Consider the following 20,252-nt stretch of genomic DNA (forward strand, 5'->3'; position numbering starts at 1 on the left):
AAAAATGAAAACCTGGAAGAAGAACTATACTTGGGTGCTTGTAGCCAATGCTATATACATCTTGATCTTTTGTCTCATCATGAAATTATACTCTTAAATTATGCAATTATTTGATTGGGTTATACTTATAGTTACATTACTGTTCATCGTAATTTACGGTGCATGGAAAACCAAAGGAAGTAAAAATGTTGAAGACTTTATTCTGGGTAGTAATGAAACGCCTTGGCACATTGTTGGGCTTTCTGTTATGGCTACACAAGCCAGTGCGATTACATTTCTTTCCACTCCAGGACAAGCCTATCATGACGGAATGGGTTTTGTACAATTCTATTTTGGATTGCCAATTGCCATGGTGGTAATTTGCGTCACATTTATCCCTTTGTACCACAAATACAAAGTGTATACGGCTTATGAATACCTCGAAAAAAGATTTGATTTAAAAACCCGTTCCCTTGCAGCCATTCTTTTCTTGTTCCAAAGAGGTTTAGGAACTGGATTGACCATTTATGCGCCAGCGATTATTTTGTCGGCAATATTGGGTTGGAACCTAACGTACATGAATATTATTATTGGTGTATTGGTTATCATTTATACCTTTTCGGGCGGAACAAAAGCTGTGAATGTAACTCAAAAACAGCAAATGTTTGTGATTATGTCCGGAATGCTAATCACCTTTTTTCTGATATTGCATTATTTACCTAATGATATGACATTTACCAGTGCGTTGCATATTGCCGGTGCAAATGACAAAATGGATATTGTCAATTTCTCTTTAGATCCAGAGGAAAAATATACTTTTTGGAGTGGAATCACAGGAGGTTTTTTCCTTGCATTGGCTTATTTTGGAACCGATCAATCTCAGGTAGGGCGTTATTTATCGGGAAAATCAGTTCGGGAAAGTCAAATGGGACTGATTATGAACGGTCTTTTAAAAGTACCTATGCAGTTCTTCATTTTACTTACCGGAGTTATGGTTTTTGTTTTTTTTCAATTCAATCCTGTTCCGTTAAATTTTAATCCAAACAACAAAGCCATGATTGAAAAATCAGCTTACAAAGGCGAATACAATGCTTTGGAGAAAAAATTAGACGATTTATCCGAAGATAAAAAAGTAATTAATCTTTTGTACATCGATCAGCTCAATCAAGATTATGACAATCCAATCCTTCGAAAAGAATTAGTGGCTTTGTCCAATAAAGAAAAAGATTTAAGAGATCGAGCCAAAGAAATAATCCTGAAAGCCGATAGCAACAGTGAAACCAACGACAAAGATTATGTGTTTTTTCACTTTATACTCAATTATTTACCCAAAGGACTTATCGGTTTATTGTTGGCCGTTATCATTTCAGCCGCCATGTCTTCTACCGCTTCTGGACTGAATGCATTGGCATCTACAACAGCAATTGATATTTACAAACGTAATCTGAAAGAAGAAAAATCAGAAAGACATTATCTGTATGCCACAAAATTCTTTACCTTATTGTGGGGAGTTATTGCAATACTTTTTGCTTGTATTGGAACGCTGTTTGAAAATTTAATTCAATTGGTAAACATCATTGGATCCATATTTTACGGAACTGTATTGGGAATCTTTTTAGTTGGTTTTTATATACACAAGGTCCAATCCAAAGCTATTTTTTACAGCGCCGTAGTAAGTCAGATTACTATTTTCATCATATACTATTACGCCATTTATATTTTCCCAAGCGGAGAAGAAAAACTGGGCTATTTATGGCTTAATTTCATTGGAGCGATGTTAACGATTGTTATTTCGTTGTTGCTGCAATGGACCATCTTCAGAAAACAGAGAGCGATTACAGCCTAAATAAAAATAGTAAAACAAATTATTGTTTTAGTTTTTAAAAAATATTAACCGCAGATTCACAGATTTTTATATTGATAATCTGTGAATCTGCGGTTGTTGTTTTAACTTCTGAATGTTACTTATGTAACTTCTATTGAGAAAATCTCTCCTACTTCGTACACGAGCAATAGCGAACTGGCAAAGCAATGATAATTCTATGGATGATTTATACGCAAACATTTATAAATTACACAGTCCAAAATTTCAAAAAAAAATCCCGTCTTGATAATCAAGACGGGATTTTTTTTGCAAAACATCTGGAATAATTAGTTTTTACTCCACTCTGCAATACTGTCTTTATTCATTTTTACGTAGTCTTGGTTTTTAGCAATTTCAGCTGCGGTAAGAGATAATTTAGCCGTTTCGATTGCTCCTTTTTTATCTCCAAGTTTTGCTTGAATCAACGACTTCAATCTGTTATACCAAAATGGTTGGTCTTTAGACATATCCAACGCTTTGTTTACATAAACCAATGCTTTTGCATTGTCACCATTCGATTGAAACAAAAATTGAGCAGCAGAAAAATAATCTGCGGCAGTTGGTCCCGCTAATGCTTTCTCGATATTAGCTGTTGCTTTTTGTTGTGTAGGCACTTCAAATTTTACAGCTGCATACGAATTCTCCCAATACATTTCTAAAAAGGCAAAATTATTATCTAAACCACTAACTCCAATAGTAAATGTTTCAACACTTCTATTTAATGTTTCCGTTTTAACAGTAGCTCTAAGCGCCACATTTTCTTCTTTCCACTCTTCTGGATTCCCCCAGTTATCAGTAGTTTTATAAAATATTATTTCCCAGCTTTCAATTTTTGGAATAGTATATAACGAATATTTTCCTTTTTTCAAGGTTTTACCATCAATAACAACATCGTCGCTAAAAGATACGGTTGTATTTTCATTAGCTCCAGTTCTCCATACTTTTCCAAAAGGGATCAAATTACCAAAAACAGCTCTTCCTCTTGCACTTGGTCTTGAATAATTAATCTCTACATCTGTCAAACCTACGGCTTGCATGATTGTCGATTTTGGACTTGACTGAGGTGTTTTTACTTGTGCCTCAATGGTGAAATTTGCTATAATAATGGCAAATACAATGATTATTTTTTTCATGTTATAATTTTTTTATGATTTCCAAATTTACAAATTCAGTGGCTTTCAAATGTTAATTATTCCTTAATTTAGAATCAATATTCTTAACGGCATCAAAACCTAATTCGTTAAAATGATTAATCACAAAATCTGCTTCTGATAAATCTTGCGCCTCAGAGTGAATACTGTTGTACCCCAGGCACAAAATTCCGGCAGCTTTCGCCGCTTTTATTCCGTTCGTGCTGTCTTCAATGACGATACAGCTTTCTTTTGGTGCAATTGATAAACTTGCTGCATGTTCAAAAATAGCAGGATGTGGTTTCGATTTAGGAAAATCTTCCCCGCTTACCACATGTGTAAAATAGTCATGCAACTTAAACCTGGAAAACACACGTTCAATTGTAACTTTGGATGCCGAAGAAGCCAAAATCAACTGCATTCCGTTTTGGTGTAATTCTTTAATAAGATTTTCAACACCTTCCAGTAATTCTAAATCTGCTTTACTATCAAAAGCATCATTAAAGATGTTCCGTTTCCTTTGAATCAAATCTTCAACTTCGTGTTCAATCACAAAAACCTCTTTCAATTTCTGAAACGTATTTCGAGTAGAAAAACCAGTAAATGAAGTGTACATTTCCTCAGTAACAACAATATTTAATTCATCGAATTGTTTGAAATAAGCATAACGGTGTACGGGTTCTGTATCGACAATTACACCATCCATGTCAAAAATTACGGTTTGTATCATTTTTTTTTTAGATTATTAGACTTTTTAGATTTTTAGAACTGAATACTAAAAAACGGAACACTGAACACTATTTTTTAAGTAAATAGCGAATCACGGTTTCTGCGGCATACAGACCAAATAATCCTGGCATGTAACTATTGGTTCCATAAAATGATTTTTTGAAATTGGATCCATCAGTCATTTTTAAACTCGTTTCGTCTTGAATTTCAGAAGAAAAAACCACTTTCAATTTATCAATTTTCACTTCTTTCAATCGTCTTCTGATGGTTTTAGCAAAGTAACAATTCACAGTATTGGAAATATCCGTCACTTTTACTTTAGAAGCTTCCATTTTTCCGCCAGCGCCCATACTGCTGATAATTTTTACTCTTTTTCGTTTGGCACCAATAATTAAATTCAGTTTTGGAGTCACACTATCAATGCAATCCAAAACATAATCAAATTCCTCTGAAACAATTTCGAAAGCACGTTCCGGCGAAAGAAATTCCTGCACGCGAGTCAATTTCAACTCTGGATTGATGTCCATTAATCGATCACCTACAATAGTTACTTTGGGTTGCCCTACGGTCGAATGTAAAGCGGGCAATTGTCGGTTTATATTGGTAATATCAACTACATCGCCATCTACAATAGTCATGGTTCCCACTCCTGCTCTAGCCAAAAATTCAGCTGCAAAAGAACCAACACCACCCAATCCTACGACCAATACATTTGCATTTTTCAAATTATCTAAACCTTCTTTTTTGAATAAAAGTTCGGCTCTTTCTGTCCACTCTGCCATAATAAAAGTTTATTTGTTAATTTGGTTATCTGTTTATTTGATTAAAAACAGTATTAAAATTATTATTCACCAGTTCTTGTATTTCTTTGACTGAAATTCCTTTGTATTTTGCTGCCAATTCATAAACAGCTTCAATTCCTTCTTTAACTGTATCTGTTTCCAAAAAAAATCGATTATCAGGAACGCTTTTAAAAACTTCTTCTAATTCCTTATTTAGCAATAAATATTTTCCGAACGAAACATAAAATCCATTGTCCAATAATTGTTTAGCGACTTGAGCATTTTTGGAAAACCCATGAATCAGCATTGGAACAGTAATATTCAATTTTTTCTTAATTGCAATCAGTTCCTGAAAAGCCGCGACACAATGTATTACCACTGGTTTTTGATATTGCTGTGCCAAAAGCAATTGCTTTTCGAAAACCATTTGTTGTAATTCCATTGGAATTTCGATGCGTTTGTCCAATCCACATTCGCCTACAGCGAGACAATTCCCCTCTTGTAATTTACTTTCGATTATCGCCAAATCAGCTTCTATTCGTTCTTCAACGATAAACCACGGATGAATCCCGACGGAATAATACGGAATTGTGGCATCAAATTCCTGTGGATATTGATTCACTAATTCCAACACATTGGGCTGATTGGTCCATTTATGCGTATGCAGATTAAAGAATTCCATTAGTCGTGAAATTTTTTAACCCCAGCTTTTATCTCGATATTTAAATCGTTTTCCAATGGAACTTTTGGACAGGAATACTTAGGATTATAAGCGCAATACGGATTGTATGATGTATTAAAATCAATCACAATCGTATCTGCTTTTGGAATCCTTAAATCGATATATTTCCCGCCAATGTAACTTTCTTTTCCTGAAGTCAAATCTGAAAACGGCAGAAATAAATAATCTTTATATTCTTCTTTTTTGGAAAGCTCAATATTCTTGTACACATTCAGTTTCAAATCCTGACCGTCAATTGTAAAAGAAAGCTCCCCATATTTTACATACAATGGTTTTCTGTCTGTTGACGTTTTCATTTCAAAAGGTTTCTCGTTTTCTGTTCTGACAAAAGAAGCAGTCACAAAAAACTTTTCGTCAACAGGATAAAAATCAAGTGTTTTGAATTCCGCTAAATCTTCTGCAGTTAAAGGACTTGTCTTTGCCTCTGCATATTCTGTATTTAATTCCTTTTGAAATTTGGCTACAGCCGAAACATCAAATTTATCTTGGCCAAAGCCAAAATTCAATTGTACCAAAAGCAACAAAGTGAATAGCGTTCTCATGTTCTTATTTTATGCAAAAATAGTTTAAAAGTTACGAGGACACAAAGACGCATCGGTACAAAGTTTTCTACCTTTGTGAAATTATAACTTTAGATATGCTCAAAACTGCTTTTCAACGCTACATAAATAATTTCAGAGGATTTACAAGAGAAGTTTGGATTCTTACACTGATTACTTTTATCAACCGTGCCGGTACGATGGTTTTGCCTTTTTTATCCAAATATTTAAAAGAAGATTTAAGTTTTTCCTATGCTCAAGTAGGATGGATTATGGTTGCTTTTGGTTTCGGTTCTATGTTGGGATCTTGGCTTGGTGGCAAATTATCCGATAAAATAGGTTTTTACAGAATCATGGTTTTCAGTTTATTCACCAGCGGAATACTACTGTTTTTAGTACAATACATCCGAACTTTTTGGGGATTGTGTTTTGCAATGTTCTTCATCATGACCGTTGCCGATATGTTTCGTCCCGCCATGTTTGTATCTCTGGGCACGTATGCAAAACCTGAAAATCGCACTAGAGCATTGACTTTAGTTCGATTAGCGGTGAATTTAGGATTTACTGCGGGACCGGCTTTAGGAGGTTTGATTATTATGAATTTAGGCTACAGCGGATTATTTTGGGTAGATGGAAGCTCTTGTATTGTATCTATTTTGATTTTCACCTTATTGGTAAAAGAACGCAAAAAACCAGCTGATTTGAATACGGCAGATAGCGAAACCGAAATACCTGCTTCCGTTTTCAAAGACAAAATATTCTGGATTTTTCTCTTTATCTGTTTTATAACGGCGATGCTTTTCTTTCAACTTTTTACCACTTTACCCTTGTATCATAATGAAAAATTTGGGCTAACTGAATTTCAAAGCGGACTTTTATTATCATTAAACGGACTGTTAATTTTCTTTTTGGAAATGCCAATTGTGAGTATTAGCCAAAGAAAAAACATCAATAAACTCAAAATTATTCTTTGGGGTTCGCTGCTAATGTCCCTTAGTTTCTATGTTTTAATGATTAATATGTGGGCTGGAATATTAATCGTCAGTATTCTTTTTATCACTTTTGGAGAAATGTTCATCTTTCCTTTTTCCAATTCTTTCGCTTTAAGCCGAGCGCCAAAAGGCCATGAAGGTCGTTATATGGCTTTGTTTACAATGAGTTTCAGCTTAGCGCACATTGCAAGTTCCAAAACCGGACTGGAAATCATTGCTGCATTTGGCTACCAAACCAATTGGTTTGTCATGGGAAGTTTAGGAATTCTTTCGGTAGGCGGTTGTATTTGGCTGCAAAAATTAATTAAGCTGGAAAACAAATAGTTCCCTTATTACTTATTTGATTGTGATGTTTTTTCGCTAGAATAAATTTGATTTCAGCACAAAAACTGTTCTTTTAGTTAATTAACTATATTTTTAGTTGCACAACTGCAACTATAGTTGTATGTTTGATTCAAATAAAAAAATCATGCAAAAACTGACGAATAAAGAAGAAGAAATCATGCACATTTTATGGAAGCTCAAAAAAGCATTCGTTAAAGAAGTCATGGCAGAAATAACGGAAGAACAACCCCATTATAACACGCTTTCTACTATTGTGCGTAATCTGGAAGAAAAAGGTTTTGTGTCTCACAATGCTTTTGGAAACACGCACCAATACTATCCTATCGTGAGTTTAGAAGATTATAGAAAACGCTTCATGAATACCGCTATTGATAATTACTTTAATAGTTCTTATAAAAATATGGTCTCCCATTTTGCCAAAGAAGAAAAAATTTCAGCAGCTGAATTACGTGAGATTTTGGCAATGATTGAAAGTCAAAAAGAGGAAATATAAACTTTATAGTAACAACAGTATTTATGGAAGCATTCTATATTTATCTTATCAAATCCAGTGGATTAATTGCGCTGTTTTATTTGGCGTATCATTTTATGTTGCGAAAAGAAACCTTTTTTACAAGCAATCGTTGGTTTCTGTTACTGGGTTTATTTACTTCTGTTCTTTTGCCGTTAGTCGTTTTTACGAAAATAATTTGGGTCGAACCTACTCCTGTAAATTATGATTGGTCATCATTGCCCATAACTACAACAGTAAATGAAGACCATACAGAAGAATATATTTATTTGGGATTAGCAATGCTGTACTGTATGGGTGCATTGTATCTACTAACTAAATTTGGTTTTGATTTTTACAGTTTACAAAAAGTATTTAAAGGAAAAATAATAAAACGTCAAGCCGATTTTAAATTTATTGACTTACAAGACAACCTCGCTCCGTTCTCTTTTTTTAATACTATCGTTTACAATTCTTCCTTATACACTACTGCCGAGCTAGAAAATATCTTGGAACACGAAAAAGTACATTGTGAGCAAAATCATACTGCAGATGTTTTAATTGAAAGAGTTTTTTGTGCTATTTTTTGGTTCAACCCATTCATGTGGCTGTACAAAAAAGCCATCTTACAAAACTTAGAATTTATTGCCGATAGTGAAGCTACCAAAAAAACATCAGACAAAAAAGCGTATCAGTTTACGCTTTTAAAAATAACAACACACGAGAATTGTGTTGCCATTACCAATCATTTTTATCAATCATTAATCAAAAAACGAATCGTTATGTTAAACAAAAATCAATCAAAAAAATCGAATTCCTGGAAGTATGTATTAATAATTCCCGCTTTAGTGGCATTTGTGATACTTTTCCAAGTAAATGTAATTGCGCAGGAGAAAATAGCTGTCCAAGCAACAACAAAAATCATAAAAGCAAATGAAAAATCAGTAGATGTTTACAAAATAGATAAAAATACTACTGATGAGGAATTAAAAGAAAAATCTAGCAATTTAAAAGAAAACTATGCCATAATCGCTACTTTTTCCGGAATCAAAAGAAATTCTAAAAACGAATTGACCGCAATAAAAGTTGATTTGAAAAAGGGAAAAGAAATTGCACAGAAAATGGAAACAAAAGGAACTGAGGCAATAAATGAATTTGGAATTATAGTATCTAAAGACGATAATGGAATGCTTACTGTAAATTTTGGTTCAGATGAAACAATTATCAATCAAAAAAGTATTGTTATTGCTCCAAATGCACCGTCAGTAACTGAAAAAGAAATTTTTATCAACGGCAAAAAAGTAAGTCAAGATGATTTGGATAAAATAGATCCTAATGAAATTGCGACTATGAATGTCAATAAGAATGATGACAAACAGGAAATCCGAATCATTACTAATAATCATAGGAAAATGATTAACGAGAATGATATTTATATCAATAACGAAAAAGTGTCTCAAAATGAATTAGACCGTTTAGATCAAAGTACAATTGAGAGAATGGATGTAAATAAAGATGGTAAAACAATCCGAATTATAACCAAAAATGGAATTCAATATTCTCAAGAGAGAAATTTACCAGTTCCTCCAACGCCTCCAACACCGCCAGTTTTTAAGATTAAAACTCCTGCTCCTCCAGCATTTCCAAAAGCACCAAAAGCACCAAAAGGTGACCCAATTAAAGGAGATAAAAAAGCTTGGAAAGAGTTTGAAAAGAAAATGGAAGACTACGAGGCTAAAATGAAAAAATTGGAGCCTCAAATGGAAGCTTTCGATAAGCAAATGGAAGAATTTGATAAGAAAATGGAACCATTCAATAAAGAAATGGAAGCTTTTGAGAAAAAAATGAAAGTGTACGAACAACAAATGGAAGAATACCATTCTAACTTGGAACGCGAAAGAAAAAAATAATATCCTCATAAAACCCAAAAAGACGGTCCTAATCAAGACCGTCTTTTTTTATATCTTTGTCTAAAATAAAACCGTATGTATAAAATCCTGGCACAAATCAACAAAATCATTTTACCTAGTTTCACCAAACAGCGATTGGATTTGGCAAAAGCCAAGAAATGGCAGATGGCAATTATTGGTTTTAGATATTACGTAACCACACGTGCGCTGGATTAATATGTAATTGCGGCAAAAATTTCATTTCCTTTGATTTTTGCTCTTCCATTCAAGAAAGCTAATTCCATCAGGAAATTGCATTGCACGATTTCGCCACCCAATCGTTCTACCAATTCACAAACTGCTTTCGCCGTTCCTCCAGTTGCCAAAACATCATCGTGAATCAGAATACGGTCTCCTTTTTGAATCGCATCGGTGTGAATTTCTAAAGTATCCGTTCCATATTCCAAATCATACGTTGCAGAAATGGTTTCGTAAGGCAACTTATTCGGTTTTCGGACGGGAATAAAACCAACATTCAATTCCTGAGCAATCAACATCCCAAAGAAAAATCCTCGACTTTCCACTCCTATCACCTTGTCAATTTTTTTATCAGCAAGTGAAGAAACCAATATATTCAAGCATTTTTTCCTTGCTTCGGGGTCAATTAATAAGGGAGTAATGTCTTTAAACAAAATTCCTTCTTTGGGAAATCCTTGAATATCACGTATATACTTTTCTAGTGGCATATTTTTTTATTTTTATCTAAAATTAGTCTTGCAATTTACATATTTATTCCTATATTTGCACCCGCAATAAGGCCTTGTGGCGCAACTGAATAGCGCACTTGATTACGGCTCAAGAGGTTACTGGTTTGAATCCAGTCAAGGTCACTTTATGGGACAAAGAAGAAAAATCCTTCCTTGTCCCATTTTTATTTAAGGGTATTCGACTGTTAATCAAATATATAATCCCCACAACTTCGTTGATCCTAGTGGTTCGAAACTCATTTTTTAAAATAGTGAAATTTTCAGGGTAAATCGAACCAATCAAATCTCGCGAATCTACCCATTCCCCGTTAATGTAGTATTCATGAAGCTTTAGGAGATTTTCTATACCGGAATTCAACAAGTCATCAATATTATCCTTGTCTTCATTTATAACTGATAATTTCGATTCCAGTTTACTTATAATCTCACTATATGATGATCTCATCTCCCCATAATCTTTAGCATCTATCTGTTGAGTCGCTAACAAATCTCTCACATGAGACAGCCTCTTTTCATAATCTTTAAGTTGAACTATAAGCTTATATTTTTCATCTTGAATTTCTTTAGTATTATCTTTAAAGCACTCAATTATAATTGCAATGTACAGTTTTTTTATTTCGGCTCTAGGAACATATTGCTTCAAGTTATTTAAAAATATCTCATTAGCTACTTCTGAATTAATTCTATACTTACAACCTGAAGAACAATGATAGTAAGAATAATATTTACTTCTACCTTTGGAGATACTTGCCGTCAATAGCTTTTCACATTCTGGACATTTAAAAAATCCACGAAGAGGAAATGGCTCTGTAGTAATTGCTTTAGGTCGAAAATTCTTTCCTCTTCCATCCAAAACATCTTGAACCGTATAATATAATGCATGCGAAATTAAAGGTTCATGTTGTCCCATTACACTTCTAGCTTCTTCATCTTTATATTTAGGAATTACTATTTTTCCACAATAAAGAGGATTCCGAATAATTCTCCAAAAATTATTTTTACTTGCTTTAAGACCTTTGTTCTTCGCCAGACGATATACCTGCTCGGTATTAAAAATTCCCTTAGAAAGCTCTTCAAAAGCCCACTTTAGTATTGATGCCTCGGGCTGATCAAATGCAATATATTTTGCACCATCTTCTTTAACCCTATTTATATAACCTGAAGGGGCAAGCCCCATATATCTCCCCTCCTTCTTTGCCCTGCGCATGCCGTGAAAAGTATTTAGTGCCCTTCTATCATTTTCCACCTCGGGTGCAGCAAGATAAAAAGCAAGCATCATCTTGTTTTCCGGAATCTCCAAATCAAGTGGTTGCTCTATGCCTTGAGGCTCTACTCCAAGTTTTCTGAGAATGTTGATCATCTGATAAGCATCACCCGCGTTACGACTAAATCTATCCCATTTAGTAAATAGAACTAAATCCGTTTTGTTCTTATACTTTTTTAGATTTTGCAAAAGTTTCTTCCACTGCGGTCTATTAAAAGTCTTTGCAGAATGGTCTTCGTAAATCACGTCTCGTATTGCAATAGAATTAATCGCACAATACTTTCTGAGCACTTCCTCTTGATTTCTCTGAGAATAGCCTCTATCCGCCTGTTCATCGGTACTAACACGTACATATAAGTCTGCTATCATTTCAATTCTCCTTTCCTTAAATATTTACATACGGCACTATTTGCCAATTTCCTCAAAAAAACTAAGATATCCCTAGCTTGTTCGAGCGTTAAATCCAGTCCCTCTGTCTTTAACATTTCCAAAGCTTTCTCTGGAGTGATTCTTCTTCTTTCATTTTCATCTTCATTTCTCATTTTTAAAATCCTCTCCATTAAAAAAAGACCAATATGGTCTTTTTTGTTCAACAATCATTTATCGATATAAAGATAAGGTCTTGATTTCTAATGATCATAAGTAAAATATATCTATGATGGCTGTGGATTGTTACTTATTGATATTATTTTCATCATCATTTCTAGAATCCACAGGAAACAAGATGCTGATCTCATTTAGCAGTTCAAATTCATCAATTGGGAATAACTGCAGGGCAATTCCCAATATAAGCCCGACATCAATTGACTGATTTTTTATCGTAATGGGAACTTCAGCGCCATCTTCATCAAGAGCCACAATACATAATTTCAGCAGATTTCTAATAACCGCTGCGAGCTCATAATAATCATACACTCTTATTTTTGCGGTATGAATCCCGCTTTTATCTTCAACTGGCTTCAAAGCACTCAGACAGTTGGTGGTTAATCTTTTAATAGTCTCTAGCTTTTCAATTTCATCTTTTTCCATAATCTTTATTTTTAAATCGATTAATTAATGTATCAGTCCTGCTCAAAGCTTAATAATAACCCGTCTTCAATAACCAAATTATGTAATTCACGCATCAGTTTTTCAACAATAACATTCATCTGATCAACCTCTTCTTTGCAGAGTTTTGATAACTTATGGTTAAGGGTCATATGCTTATCTAAATACGGAAAGAAATCCGTCCAGAACTGTTCTATCATATAATTGTATTTATGTATGTCGGGATCGGCATACATACATAATTGCCACAATGCTTCATTTGACAGATAATTAGGCAGGTAATAGGTTTTTACAAAAATGTATGTCCTGCAAAAGGACAGAAAAAATAATGAAAAAAAGTAATCTATACCTTGATAGTTTGCTTCGGCATTGTTGGCTATCGTGAAAAATTGCAAAGCAATATCTTTGGTGGGCTTATAATAAAAATACAAATCAGCATGATAAGGATTGTGAGGCACCTCCCAATGAAATTCTGGATGATATTGACTGGATGAATATATCAGATGCTTCCCTTGAACAATGTTGGCAAAGAAACTTTGATACTGATACAGATTCGTTTGTATCCAATTACGATGGTGGCTTATCAAAACAAAATCATATTTCCCGCCAGTTTTTCTTTTTAGGGATTGGTTTATTAATCTTAATTTTTCATTACCCGAACCGATAGCTATAAGCATCAGATAATAGGTCGTTTTTTCACCGTAGGTGATTTGATGATACAAATAGATCTGTTCGACTTCCAATGATTTCAATATGGTTTCGACAGCAATATCGAGAGTTTCATCTTTCAGTTCGTTATCAATTTGACATGAAGCTTCCTGCTTTTCAAATAATTTTTTTTTTATCAGTTTCTTTAATTGGTCAAACCGTTCTTCGATAAGACGATAGAGGCTTTGTTCGGCAATTCCAACTGCTTCATACATTTCATTTTTATATATTGCCTCATCATCATTGATGGAAGCTTCTTTTGCTTTAACAAACAGATCAATAAGATAATATTTGCTGTGGCTGTTTCTTACGAAGTATTTTTGAATATCAGGAATGTACTCTATAAGGTTAGTGATCCTTTCATCTAAATTTAACGAAGCAGACCTATTTCCTGAATACAGTTCTTCCAAATATTCAAGATCATATTCAATCAATCTTGCATACGATGTAAAAACACTGTTTGAAGAACCTTCTGAAATGAGATTTTGAATTTGTGACTTATGAAGATCGTGATCGTTATAAAAACGCTCTTGAAAAACATTAAACTTTTCCTTGTATTTCGTCCAATTCCTTGTGATGATAAGCGAATCTCCAGACTCTTTATTTTGGTAGATAATAGCCGGAGGCTGGCAGTAAAATTCAATAAACGGATGTCCTAAAGAGAATCTATGATGAAGCCTTTCAGAGTAAATGAAATAGACATCGATCTGAGAGAGTTTTCTAACTTTTTTTACCCATTTGTTCTGTTGTAGCTGTTGTGCATCCATATTTTTTTCGATATGGATAATAAGATGTGAGAACACGAAAGAGGGCTGTCTGGTAAAAAACATCTGAATGATATTATGTTGATTAGCCAATTGTCTCAGGATATTTTCTAAAAACTCATTTTCGAGTTTTGGAAATGAAAGTTTTTCTAGAGTTTTCATAACACTGTGTTTTTGAAGATTAGATAAAGGATATTTTATTCCGCTGAAGGTTCAACCTGTTCATTTTTCTTGATTTTCTCAACGCCTCTTTCTCTCATCAGTTCCCCTGCATCGAGCATTTTGATTAAATGAATATAAGGTGTCGTAAGGTCGGAGTCAGGATCTACATAATAGGGAGACAATGAAAGTTCAGTGATTTCAGATAAGAAAAATTCAAACTCTTGCAGTGTTCTCTCTTCAAATGCATTTTGAAGCACCAAAAAAGGATTGTCGAACTCTTCTTTGGTCAGGGAAGAAAGATGAAATACCGTTTCAGTGCGGGATGACTGTTTTACTTTCCATTTTTTACTTTTTTCTTTCAGGTAGTAACAGACTTTGAGAAAAGAGGAGACAGCAGTATAAAAAACGAAAACATTACAGGGGGTTTCTTGCTTGTAGACTTTTCCCTTATAACAGTGAAGTACCGCTTCACTTAAATTCTGTTTATAATAATCAAGATGTGCAAAGTCAAAAATAGCGTCAAATGCCTCAAATGGATTTCCTGTCACGAACCCTGCCCAAAACCTTGTTTCGAAGGATATTTTATTCTTTTTCATAGTGGGGAGATTTAAAATTGAAAAGCGAAGTTCCACTCTTTCAAAAGGATAATCTATTCGAAAAGCGGATATAATATCTGATAAAAGGGATATTTTACAGGATATTTTTTTATCTTTGAAATTCAGGATTTTTAATCCGAATGGCTTTATCTTTGAGCCTTCAGAAAATTAATACTCATTATGGAACAGAAAATACATCAGGGAAGAAACGTAAAACGCTTCAGAGAAATGCTTGGAATCAAACAGGAAGCATTGGCTTTTGATCTGGGAAATGACTGGAATCAAAAGAAAATTTCTTTGCTAGAGCAAAAAGATATAATTGAAGATAATATACTTAGACAAATCTCGAATTCATTAAAAATTCCTGTTGAAGCATTTCAGAATTTTGATGAGGAACAAGCAATAAATATTATTTCGAATACTTTTGGAGATAATGCTTGTGTTGGAAATCCTAATTCTACATTCAACTTCAATTCTATCCAAGAGTTAAAAAAACTTCACGAAGAAAAGATTGCTTTATATGAGAGGATGTTGAGGGAGAAAGATGAAATGATGGCAAGGCTTGAAAAATTAATCAATAAATAATTTCGGAATAATTCATATTCATATTTGCAAAAACTAAATACGAAATAATCATTTATAAAAGATACATTAATTCCACAAAGAGACTCTTGAGTCTCTTTTTTGTTTTGGAACATTACTTGCTCTAATACATTACCAAAAACTATCACATGAATAAAACTATAAAGCTTCGAATAAAAAGGGAAATCGACAGAGATATTGAACTTAAAATATTAAAATTAAAAGGTTCTTTAATTACTAAAGGCTTTACCGAAATTATTCACATTGCAGATGAAAATACAGAGTATTATCTTAACTCATTTTCCACTTCACCTGAGAATAAAAAAGAGGTAGAATGTTTTGTTCTGGATTATATCACAAACCATAATCTTACGGACACCATTACGTTACTTCAAGAAAGTAATTAAGTGATTTTTGACTGCAAGAATTTTTTCAGATCATGTGTAAAAACCTTCCTGAAAACAGTCAGAATTTTGCACATTAATTAAAATATATTCATCTGAAAAAGTACGCTCCCTTATTCAAGATCTAATAATTATTTAGGGACATTTTCTTCTGTATTGGAATAAGGGAGCGTACACTTTCAGAGACCGCTGAAATAAATATTCTTACAGCTTTACAATCTCCTAAAGATCTTAAAAATATCTAGATAAAAAATCACAAAAAGTACAACTAAGGTATTGGACATTCATCAACTGCGTGCCCATAATGTCACCGCTCATTCTTCGCAGTGCCACCCTTCGGGACTTATAGCACTCCGTTTGATACATATCCAATTTTGTATTGCTTTCTTTTTTTTCTTTTTCTTTTGAAAATTTTTTTGGCAGTCTGATTGAATAAAAAACTAACATTTCCTGCTATTTATCTAAGACATTTCATAGGTAAAAATTACCCATGATTGTTTATGTCATACACTAGCTTTAAATTAGCTGTTAACCTTTAAAGAGCTGAAAGATTGCAACGTTCCTGCAATCGGCAAGATGTCCGTTTGTATCACAACCGATATCTTGCTGCCCTTTCACTCGGAACTCGTGGGCAGTGAAACTGAAAAATTTAGATTCCAAAAAAGTAATTATTATAGAGAATTGTAGAGTCTAATTTATATCAACATATTTCTAATTGATTTTAGAATCATAAAATAAAACCATTATCAACACACATTAATAAAATTACACAATTGATTGTTATTTCGATCAAATTAGGTCATTTTGTCTATAATAACAATCATAGAAAATAAATTAATATTCTTCTCTAAGTTATCTTTAACTTCAATATTAATTGTAAAATTCAGAAATAATCCTACAATACGGTGTTCCTTACTATTGAAATTCTTTTTTTAGGTATCTTAGCCAAGATGATATCCTTGAGTTAATCAAGAATTAATTATTTTTTTAATAAAAAAATTTTCATTTTTTAAATTAAAAGAATGGTTATCGGCAAAATGAAAAAAATAAAATTTAACAGTTATTATGAACTACATTCAAAGTACATCTGCTTTTCATGTAACGTGGTTAAGTAGACTAAATCCTATTTACAGAATTTTGAGTGACATTCAATATGTTGAAGATTTTTTTGAAACTGGAAATATCTATCTTTCAAGTTTTAAAAATTTTAAAAAGTATGAAGATGAAATGCAAGGTGATAAAACTGAAGGACATAATTTAGTTGGAGGATTTGATGGAAAAGACAGCAGTCAATACGTGTCTTATGATGGGGGTGTTAATGCTTACGTACTATGTACTACAAATTCCTTGAAGGAAAATGTAATTAAAAATTTTAAAGGTGTTGGAGCAATAAAAATAAAAGATTCTGTAAACTTTGGCAAAGAAATAGCAAGGAAATTATCTTTTGTAAATACAGGTATTGAAGGCGATTGTATTTATGGTGATTCTAAAGTTCAAATATTAGAAAATGAACAGAATAAAGTATTTCAAAATATTGACTTTAAGAATCCAGTTTCGATAAAGGAAGAACTTTCTCAAATAACTTTAGGTGTTGAAATGTTTATGAAGCATAAAAAATATGAGCATCAACAGGAGCATAGATTGTTATGGTTTTCAGAAGTTCAAATTAATAGTGGAATAATTATTCATTGTCCCGAGGTAATTAAATATTGCGATAAAATAATTTTTTAATAATCTGAAAAATTTAAGATGAAAAAATATTCTGATTGGTTTAAAGTTGATTTACATATTCATACCGATTATAGTAAACAAACAAAAACAAATGATTATCAAGGTCATTTTGATATTAATATTTTGAAACAGAAATTAATAGAAAATGATGTCAAATTATTTTCTTTAACAGATCATAATATTATCAATGTTGATGCTTATAAAAATTACTATGAAAACTACACCGATGGAGATCCAAAATTACTAATTGGTTGTGAATTCGATATTGAAGTGCCAAAATCACATAAGACAATTACTTATCATAGTGTTATAGTCTTTGAAAATGATAATTTTGAGGATGTAGAAATAATTTCAAATAAAATTGAGAGGTTGTATGCTACCAAAGGAGTTTCTAAGACTGAAAGGAAAATAACAATAGATGATTTATATGATTTATTTAATGAACATAATTATTTTTTCATTCCTCATGCAGGGAACACAAAGAGCATATTAGATCCTTATATAGGCTATGACATACAACTCTGCCAACAAATGGTGTTACTTATGCCAAGTGCATTTGAAAAAGTAAAAGAAAGTGTTAGACAAACTTATAATGAAGGTTTTGATAGAATTAAGACGTTAGATTTTAAGGATAAAGATGATATTCCATATATCAATTTTTCAGATAATCACAATTGTAATAGTTATCCGTGCACCAATAAAAATGGTGATAATCATGAATTTTATTGCATAAAAGGTCAACCAACATTCGAATCAATCCGATTTGCCTTTATTGATCCAAAATCTCGAATTAAAAAGTTCTCAGAAGTAGAAGTGTTAATGAGGTTTGATAATTTCTTACACAGTGTTAAATTTGAAGATAACCCAGTAATAGAGAACACAACTCTATATTTTAGTCCTAATTTAAACACAATTATTGGAGGGAGGTCAAGCGGTAAAAGTTTATTGTTTAATATCTTAGGAAAAAAAATAAACAATAATAAAAGTCAAATCGATAAATACGGATTAGATATAACTAATGCAAAAGTTAAAAGTTTTTTGGATGATGATTATAAACCAATAATTAATTATAATACAAATGATATTATTTACATTAACCAAGGAGACATTGTAAATTATTTTGAGAATAATTCCCTCAAAGATTTAATACTTGAATCTGGGGAGACTGAGAACTATAAAGCAGCCTTAGAAACTTTTAAAACAAAAAAATCAGACTTAACCCAATTAGTTGAAAAATTAATTGAATTATATTCTGAATTATACGATGTATTAAATTCTAATTTCACATTTCATGACCGCGATATAACTTCTATTCTTGATTCCAGTTACATTTTTAAAAGTATTTCAGATATTGAGGACAATACTGACTCATTTCAGACCTCAGCCGAGATATTGAATCTATTAACCGATAATACTGAAAAATTCAAAGCAAACGAAAACTGGTCATTTTTACCAGAAGAATTGGAAGTAATTGAAACTTTTATAGAACTTGTAAATGCTAAAAACTTGTTATTTGATGAGGTTACTAAAAATTACAGTAAAAAGATAGACTTTATAACAGATGTAAAGAAAATCATAACAGATAAAAATGCAAATTTAGATTTAAAAGGCAGAGAAAAGGAAGCCTCGAACACAAGATATACGACTCTTAATAAAAATATATCTGATGCTTTTAAAATAGCAAAACAAGTGGAAAACCATTGTTTGTTAGTTGAACAATTATCTTATGGAGAGATCCAAGAAATTAAAATTAATGATGAAGTCACAGTGGTTTTAGAAGTTGAAAAAAATGAAAGTATAAAAACAAAGATAATTGAAGGTTTAAGTAGTATTTCATCTACTAATTTGAGTTTATATCAGGTATTGATTAAGTTAGCATTAGGTGAAATAAAAATAAAAAATTTACCGACTAATTCATCTGATAATTTGGCAAAAAAAACGATGACGCAAGTAAAAGGGATTTTAGATTTATTTGACAAACCAATAGAATATTTAAAATATTCAGAGGAAAGCACATCAAAAAATAACTCACCCGGATTTAATTCAGAAAAATATTTACAAACAATATTAAAAAGCGGTAATTCTAAAATAATTTTTATTGACCAACCTGAAGATAATCTAGGTAATAGATTTATAACAGATAAGCTTATTGATTTATTAAGAGATTTGAAATTTAAAAAACAGATATTTTTAATAACTCATAATCCATCTATAGTTGTGTATGGTGATGCTGAGAATATAATTATGTGTAATAATAATGAAAATACAATAGAATATGAGCAATATGTTTTAGAAGAAAAAGAACATCAAAAAGAGATTTGTACTGTTTTAGATGGTGGTCAATACATTTTTGAGCAAAGAGCTAGAAAGTATAACATTAAGAAATTAATTCAATAAAAACTTAACATGTATAATATAGTAATAACTAATACAATCGCTGAGGATAAGATTTCTATCAATTTTGATCTTCAAGACGGGAGTCTTTCACTTACTTCACTTGATTTATCGACTTCTGGGGATATTGAATTAAATCCTCTAGTAATTAAACTTGCTGAGTTAATAGAATTAAATAAAAAAGTTGAAGTGGTTTATGAAGATTCACTTGAATTGCTTAAAACTGATTCAAAAATCACATTAGTTAAAGGTGCTTTAGATGAAATCTATAATTCATTTAATTCAAACTTTACCGTTGAAGAGGATAAATTACATTAAGTTACTTCATGAGGTCAAATGTAAAGTAAGGAGA

The 20,252-nt window shown here is 32.2% G+C and carries 21 protein-coding genes and 1 tRNA gene; 11 read left to right on the forward strand and 11 right to left on the reverse strand.

Annotation, left to right across the window (positions count from 1 at the left end):
* Positions 1 to 100: 100 nt before the first annotated feature.
* Positions 101 to 1,825: a sodium:solute symporter family protein gene (locus QLS97_RS11050; RefSeq protein ID WP_282716697.1), complete on the forward strand. Its 1,725-nt coding sequence runs from the start codon at positions 101 to 103 to the stop codon at positions 1,823 to 1,825.
* 305 nt (positions 1,826 to 2,130) lie between these two features.
* Here the strand turns inward: QLS97_RS11050 and QLS97_RS11055 are convergent, their stop codons facing one another.
* The 5 genes from QLS97_RS11055 to QLS97_RS11075 form a co-directional block, all read right to left on the reverse strand.
* Entirely contained in the window at positions 2,131 to 2,976 is an 846-nt protein-coding gene (locus QLS97_RS11055; RefSeq protein ID WP_282716698.1) for a DUF2911 domain-containing protein, read from the reverse strand.
* A 52-nt stretch (positions 2,977 to 3,028) separates the two neighbouring features.
* Entirely contained in the window at positions 3,029 to 3,703 is a 675-nt protein-coding gene (locus QLS97_RS11060) for an HAD family hydrolase (RefSeq protein WP_282716700.1), read from the reverse strand.
* A 67-nt stretch (positions 3,704 to 3,770) separates the two neighbouring features.
* Positions 3,771 to 4,484, reverse strand: coding sequence for a tRNA threonylcarbamoyladenosine dehydratase (locus QLS97_RS11065; protein WP_282716702.1), 714 nt, complete (start codon positions 4,482 to 4,484; stop codon positions 3,771 to 3,773).
* Between the two features lie 25 nt (positions 4,485 to 4,509).
* Positions 4,510 to 5,166 (reverse strand): TatD family hydrolase, encoded by a 657-nt coding sequence (locus QLS97_RS11070; protein WP_282716704.1) that lies wholly within the window; start codon positions 5,164 to 5,166, stop codon positions 4,510 to 4,512.
* Positions 5,166 to 5,768, reverse strand: a complete 603-nt coding sequence (locus QLS97_RS11075; RefSeq protein WP_282716705.1) for a DUF1684 domain-containing protein — start codon at positions 5,766 to 5,768, stop codon at positions 5,166 to 5,168. The genes QLS97_RS11070 and QLS97_RS11075 overlap by 1 nt, the downstream gene beginning before the upstream one ends.
* A 95-nt stretch (positions 5,769 to 5,863) precedes the next feature.
* Here QLS97_RS11075 and QLS97_RS11080 point away from each other — a divergent pair, with 95 nt between their 5' ends.
* The 4 genes from QLS97_RS11080 to QLS97_RS11095 all read left to right on the forward strand — a co-directional run bounded on the left by QLS97_RS11080 (position 5,864) and on the right by QLS97_RS11095 (position 9,718).
* Positions 5,864 to 7,081: an MDR family MFS transporter gene (locus QLS97_RS11080; RefSeq protein WP_282716706.1), complete on the forward strand. Its 1,218-nt coding sequence runs from the start codon at positions 5,864 to 5,866 to the stop codon at positions 7,079 to 7,081.
* 145 nt (positions 7,082 to 7,226) lie between these two features.
* A complete protein-coding gene (locus QLS97_RS11085; RefSeq protein WP_282716707.1) occupies positions 7,227 to 7,595 on the forward strand; it encodes a BlaI/MecI/CopY family transcriptional regulator in 369 nt (122 codons plus the stop codon).
* A 23-nt stretch (positions 7,596 to 7,618) separates the two neighbouring features.
* The gene (locus tag QLS97_RS11090) at positions 7,619 to 9,502 is read left to right on the forward strand and encodes a M56 family metallopeptidase (protein ID WP_282716709.1); all 1,884 of its coding nucleotides are present in this window, start codon (positions 7,619 to 7,621) and stop codon (positions 9,500 to 9,502) included.
* 75 nt (positions 9,503 to 9,577) lie between these two features.
* Entirely contained in the window at positions 9,578 to 9,718 is a 141-nt protein-coding gene (locus QLS97_RS11095; protein ID WP_091256335.1) for an SsrA-binding protein, read from the forward strand.
* Here the strand turns inward: QLS97_RS11095 and QLS97_RS11100 are convergent.
* Positions 9,715 to 10,227, reverse strand: a complete 513-nt coding sequence (locus QLS97_RS11100; RefSeq protein WP_282716710.1) for an adenine phosphoribosyltransferase — start codon at positions 10,225 to 10,227, stop codon at positions 9,715 to 9,717. The two genes, QLS97_RS11095 and QLS97_RS11100, sit on opposite strands and share 4 nt — an antisense overlap.
* Before the next feature lie 70 nt (positions 10,228 to 10,297).
* On the opposite strand from QLS97_RS11100, the gene QLS97_RS11105 reads away from it, so the two are divergent.
* Positions 10,298 to 10,371 (forward strand) — tRNA-Arg (locus QLS97_RS11105).
* Here QLS97_RS11105 and QLS97_RS11110 read toward each other — a convergent pair.
* From QLS97_RS11110 to QLS97_RS11130, 5 genes are all read right to left on the reverse strand, one after another.
* Positions 10,337 to 11,881 carry a recombinase family protein gene (locus QLS97_RS11110; RefSeq protein ID WP_282716711.1) on the reverse strand — a complete coding sequence of 515 codons (1,545 nt, stop codon included), beginning with the start codon at positions 11,879 to 11,881 and terminating at the stop codon, positions 10,337 to 10,339. The genes QLS97_RS11105 and QLS97_RS11110 overlap by 35 nt on opposite strands.
* Entirely contained in the window at positions 11,878 to 12,054 is a 177-nt protein-coding gene (locus QLS97_RS11115; RefSeq protein WP_282716712.1) for a hypothetical protein, read from the reverse strand. The genes QLS97_RS11110 and QLS97_RS11115 overlap by 4 nt, the downstream gene beginning before the upstream one ends.
* Before the next feature lie 130 nt (positions 12,055 to 12,184).
* Positions 12,185 to 12,541, reverse strand: a complete 357-nt coding sequence (locus QLS97_RS11120; RefSeq protein ID WP_282716713.1) for a hypothetical protein — start codon at positions 12,539 to 12,541, stop codon at positions 12,185 to 12,187.
* Positions 12,542 to 12,573: 32 nt separating this feature from the next.
* Positions 12,574 to 14,193 carry a hypothetical protein gene (locus QLS97_RS11125; RefSeq protein ID WP_282716714.1) on the reverse strand — a complete coding sequence of 540 codons (1,620 nt, stop codon included), beginning with the start codon at positions 14,191 to 14,193 and terminating at the stop codon, positions 12,574 to 12,576.
* Positions 14,194 to 14,228: 35 nt separating this feature from the next.
* Positions 14,229 to 14,789, reverse strand: coding sequence for a hypothetical protein (locus tag QLS97_RS11130; RefSeq protein ID WP_282716715.1), 561 nt, complete (start codon positions 14,787 to 14,789; stop codon positions 14,229 to 14,231).
* A 180-nt stretch (positions 14,790 to 14,969) separates the two neighbouring features.
* Here QLS97_RS11130 and QLS97_RS11135 point away from each other — a divergent pair, with 180 nt between their 5' ends.
* The 5 genes from QLS97_RS11135 (at position 14,970) to QLS97_RS11155 (ending at position 20,218) form a co-directional block, all read left to right on the forward strand.
* Positions 14,970 to 15,374 carry an XRE family transcriptional regulator gene (locus tag QLS97_RS11135; RefSeq protein ID WP_282716716.1) on the forward strand — a complete coding sequence of 135 codons (405 nt, stop codon included), beginning with the start codon at positions 14,970 to 14,972 and terminating at the stop codon, positions 15,372 to 15,374.
* A 146-nt stretch (positions 15,375 to 15,520) separates the two neighbouring features.
* Positions 15,521 to 15,778 (forward strand): hypothetical protein, encoded by a 258-nt coding sequence (locus tag QLS97_RS11140; protein WP_282716717.1) that lies wholly within the window; start codon positions 15,521 to 15,523, stop codon positions 15,776 to 15,778.
* A 1,062-nt stretch (positions 15,779 to 16,840) separates the two neighbouring features.
* On the forward strand, positions 16,841 to 17,506 hold the full coding sequence (locus QLS97_RS11145) for a hypothetical protein (RefSeq protein WP_282716719.1): 666 nt from the start codon (positions 16,841 to 16,843) through the stop codon (positions 17,504 to 17,506).
* Between the two features lie 18 nt (positions 17,507 to 17,524).
* Positions 17,525 to 19,903 (forward strand): PHP domain-containing protein, encoded by a 2,379-nt coding sequence (locus tag QLS97_RS11150; protein WP_282716721.1) that lies wholly within the window; start codon positions 17,525 to 17,527, stop codon positions 19,901 to 19,903.
* 9 nt (positions 19,904 to 19,912) lie between these two features.
* A complete protein-coding gene (locus tag QLS97_RS11155) occupies positions 19,913 to 20,218 on the forward strand; it encodes a hypothetical protein (RefSeq protein ID WP_282716723.1) in 306 nt (101 codons plus the stop codon).
* Positions 20,219 to 20,252: the final 34 nt, after the last annotated feature.

Origin of the sequence: Flavobacterium yafengii (genome assembly GCF_030010375.1) — a bacterium.
Classification (GTDB): Bacteria; Bacteroidota; Bacteroidia; order Flavobacteriales; family Flavobacteriaceae; genus Flavobacterium; species Flavobacterium yafengii.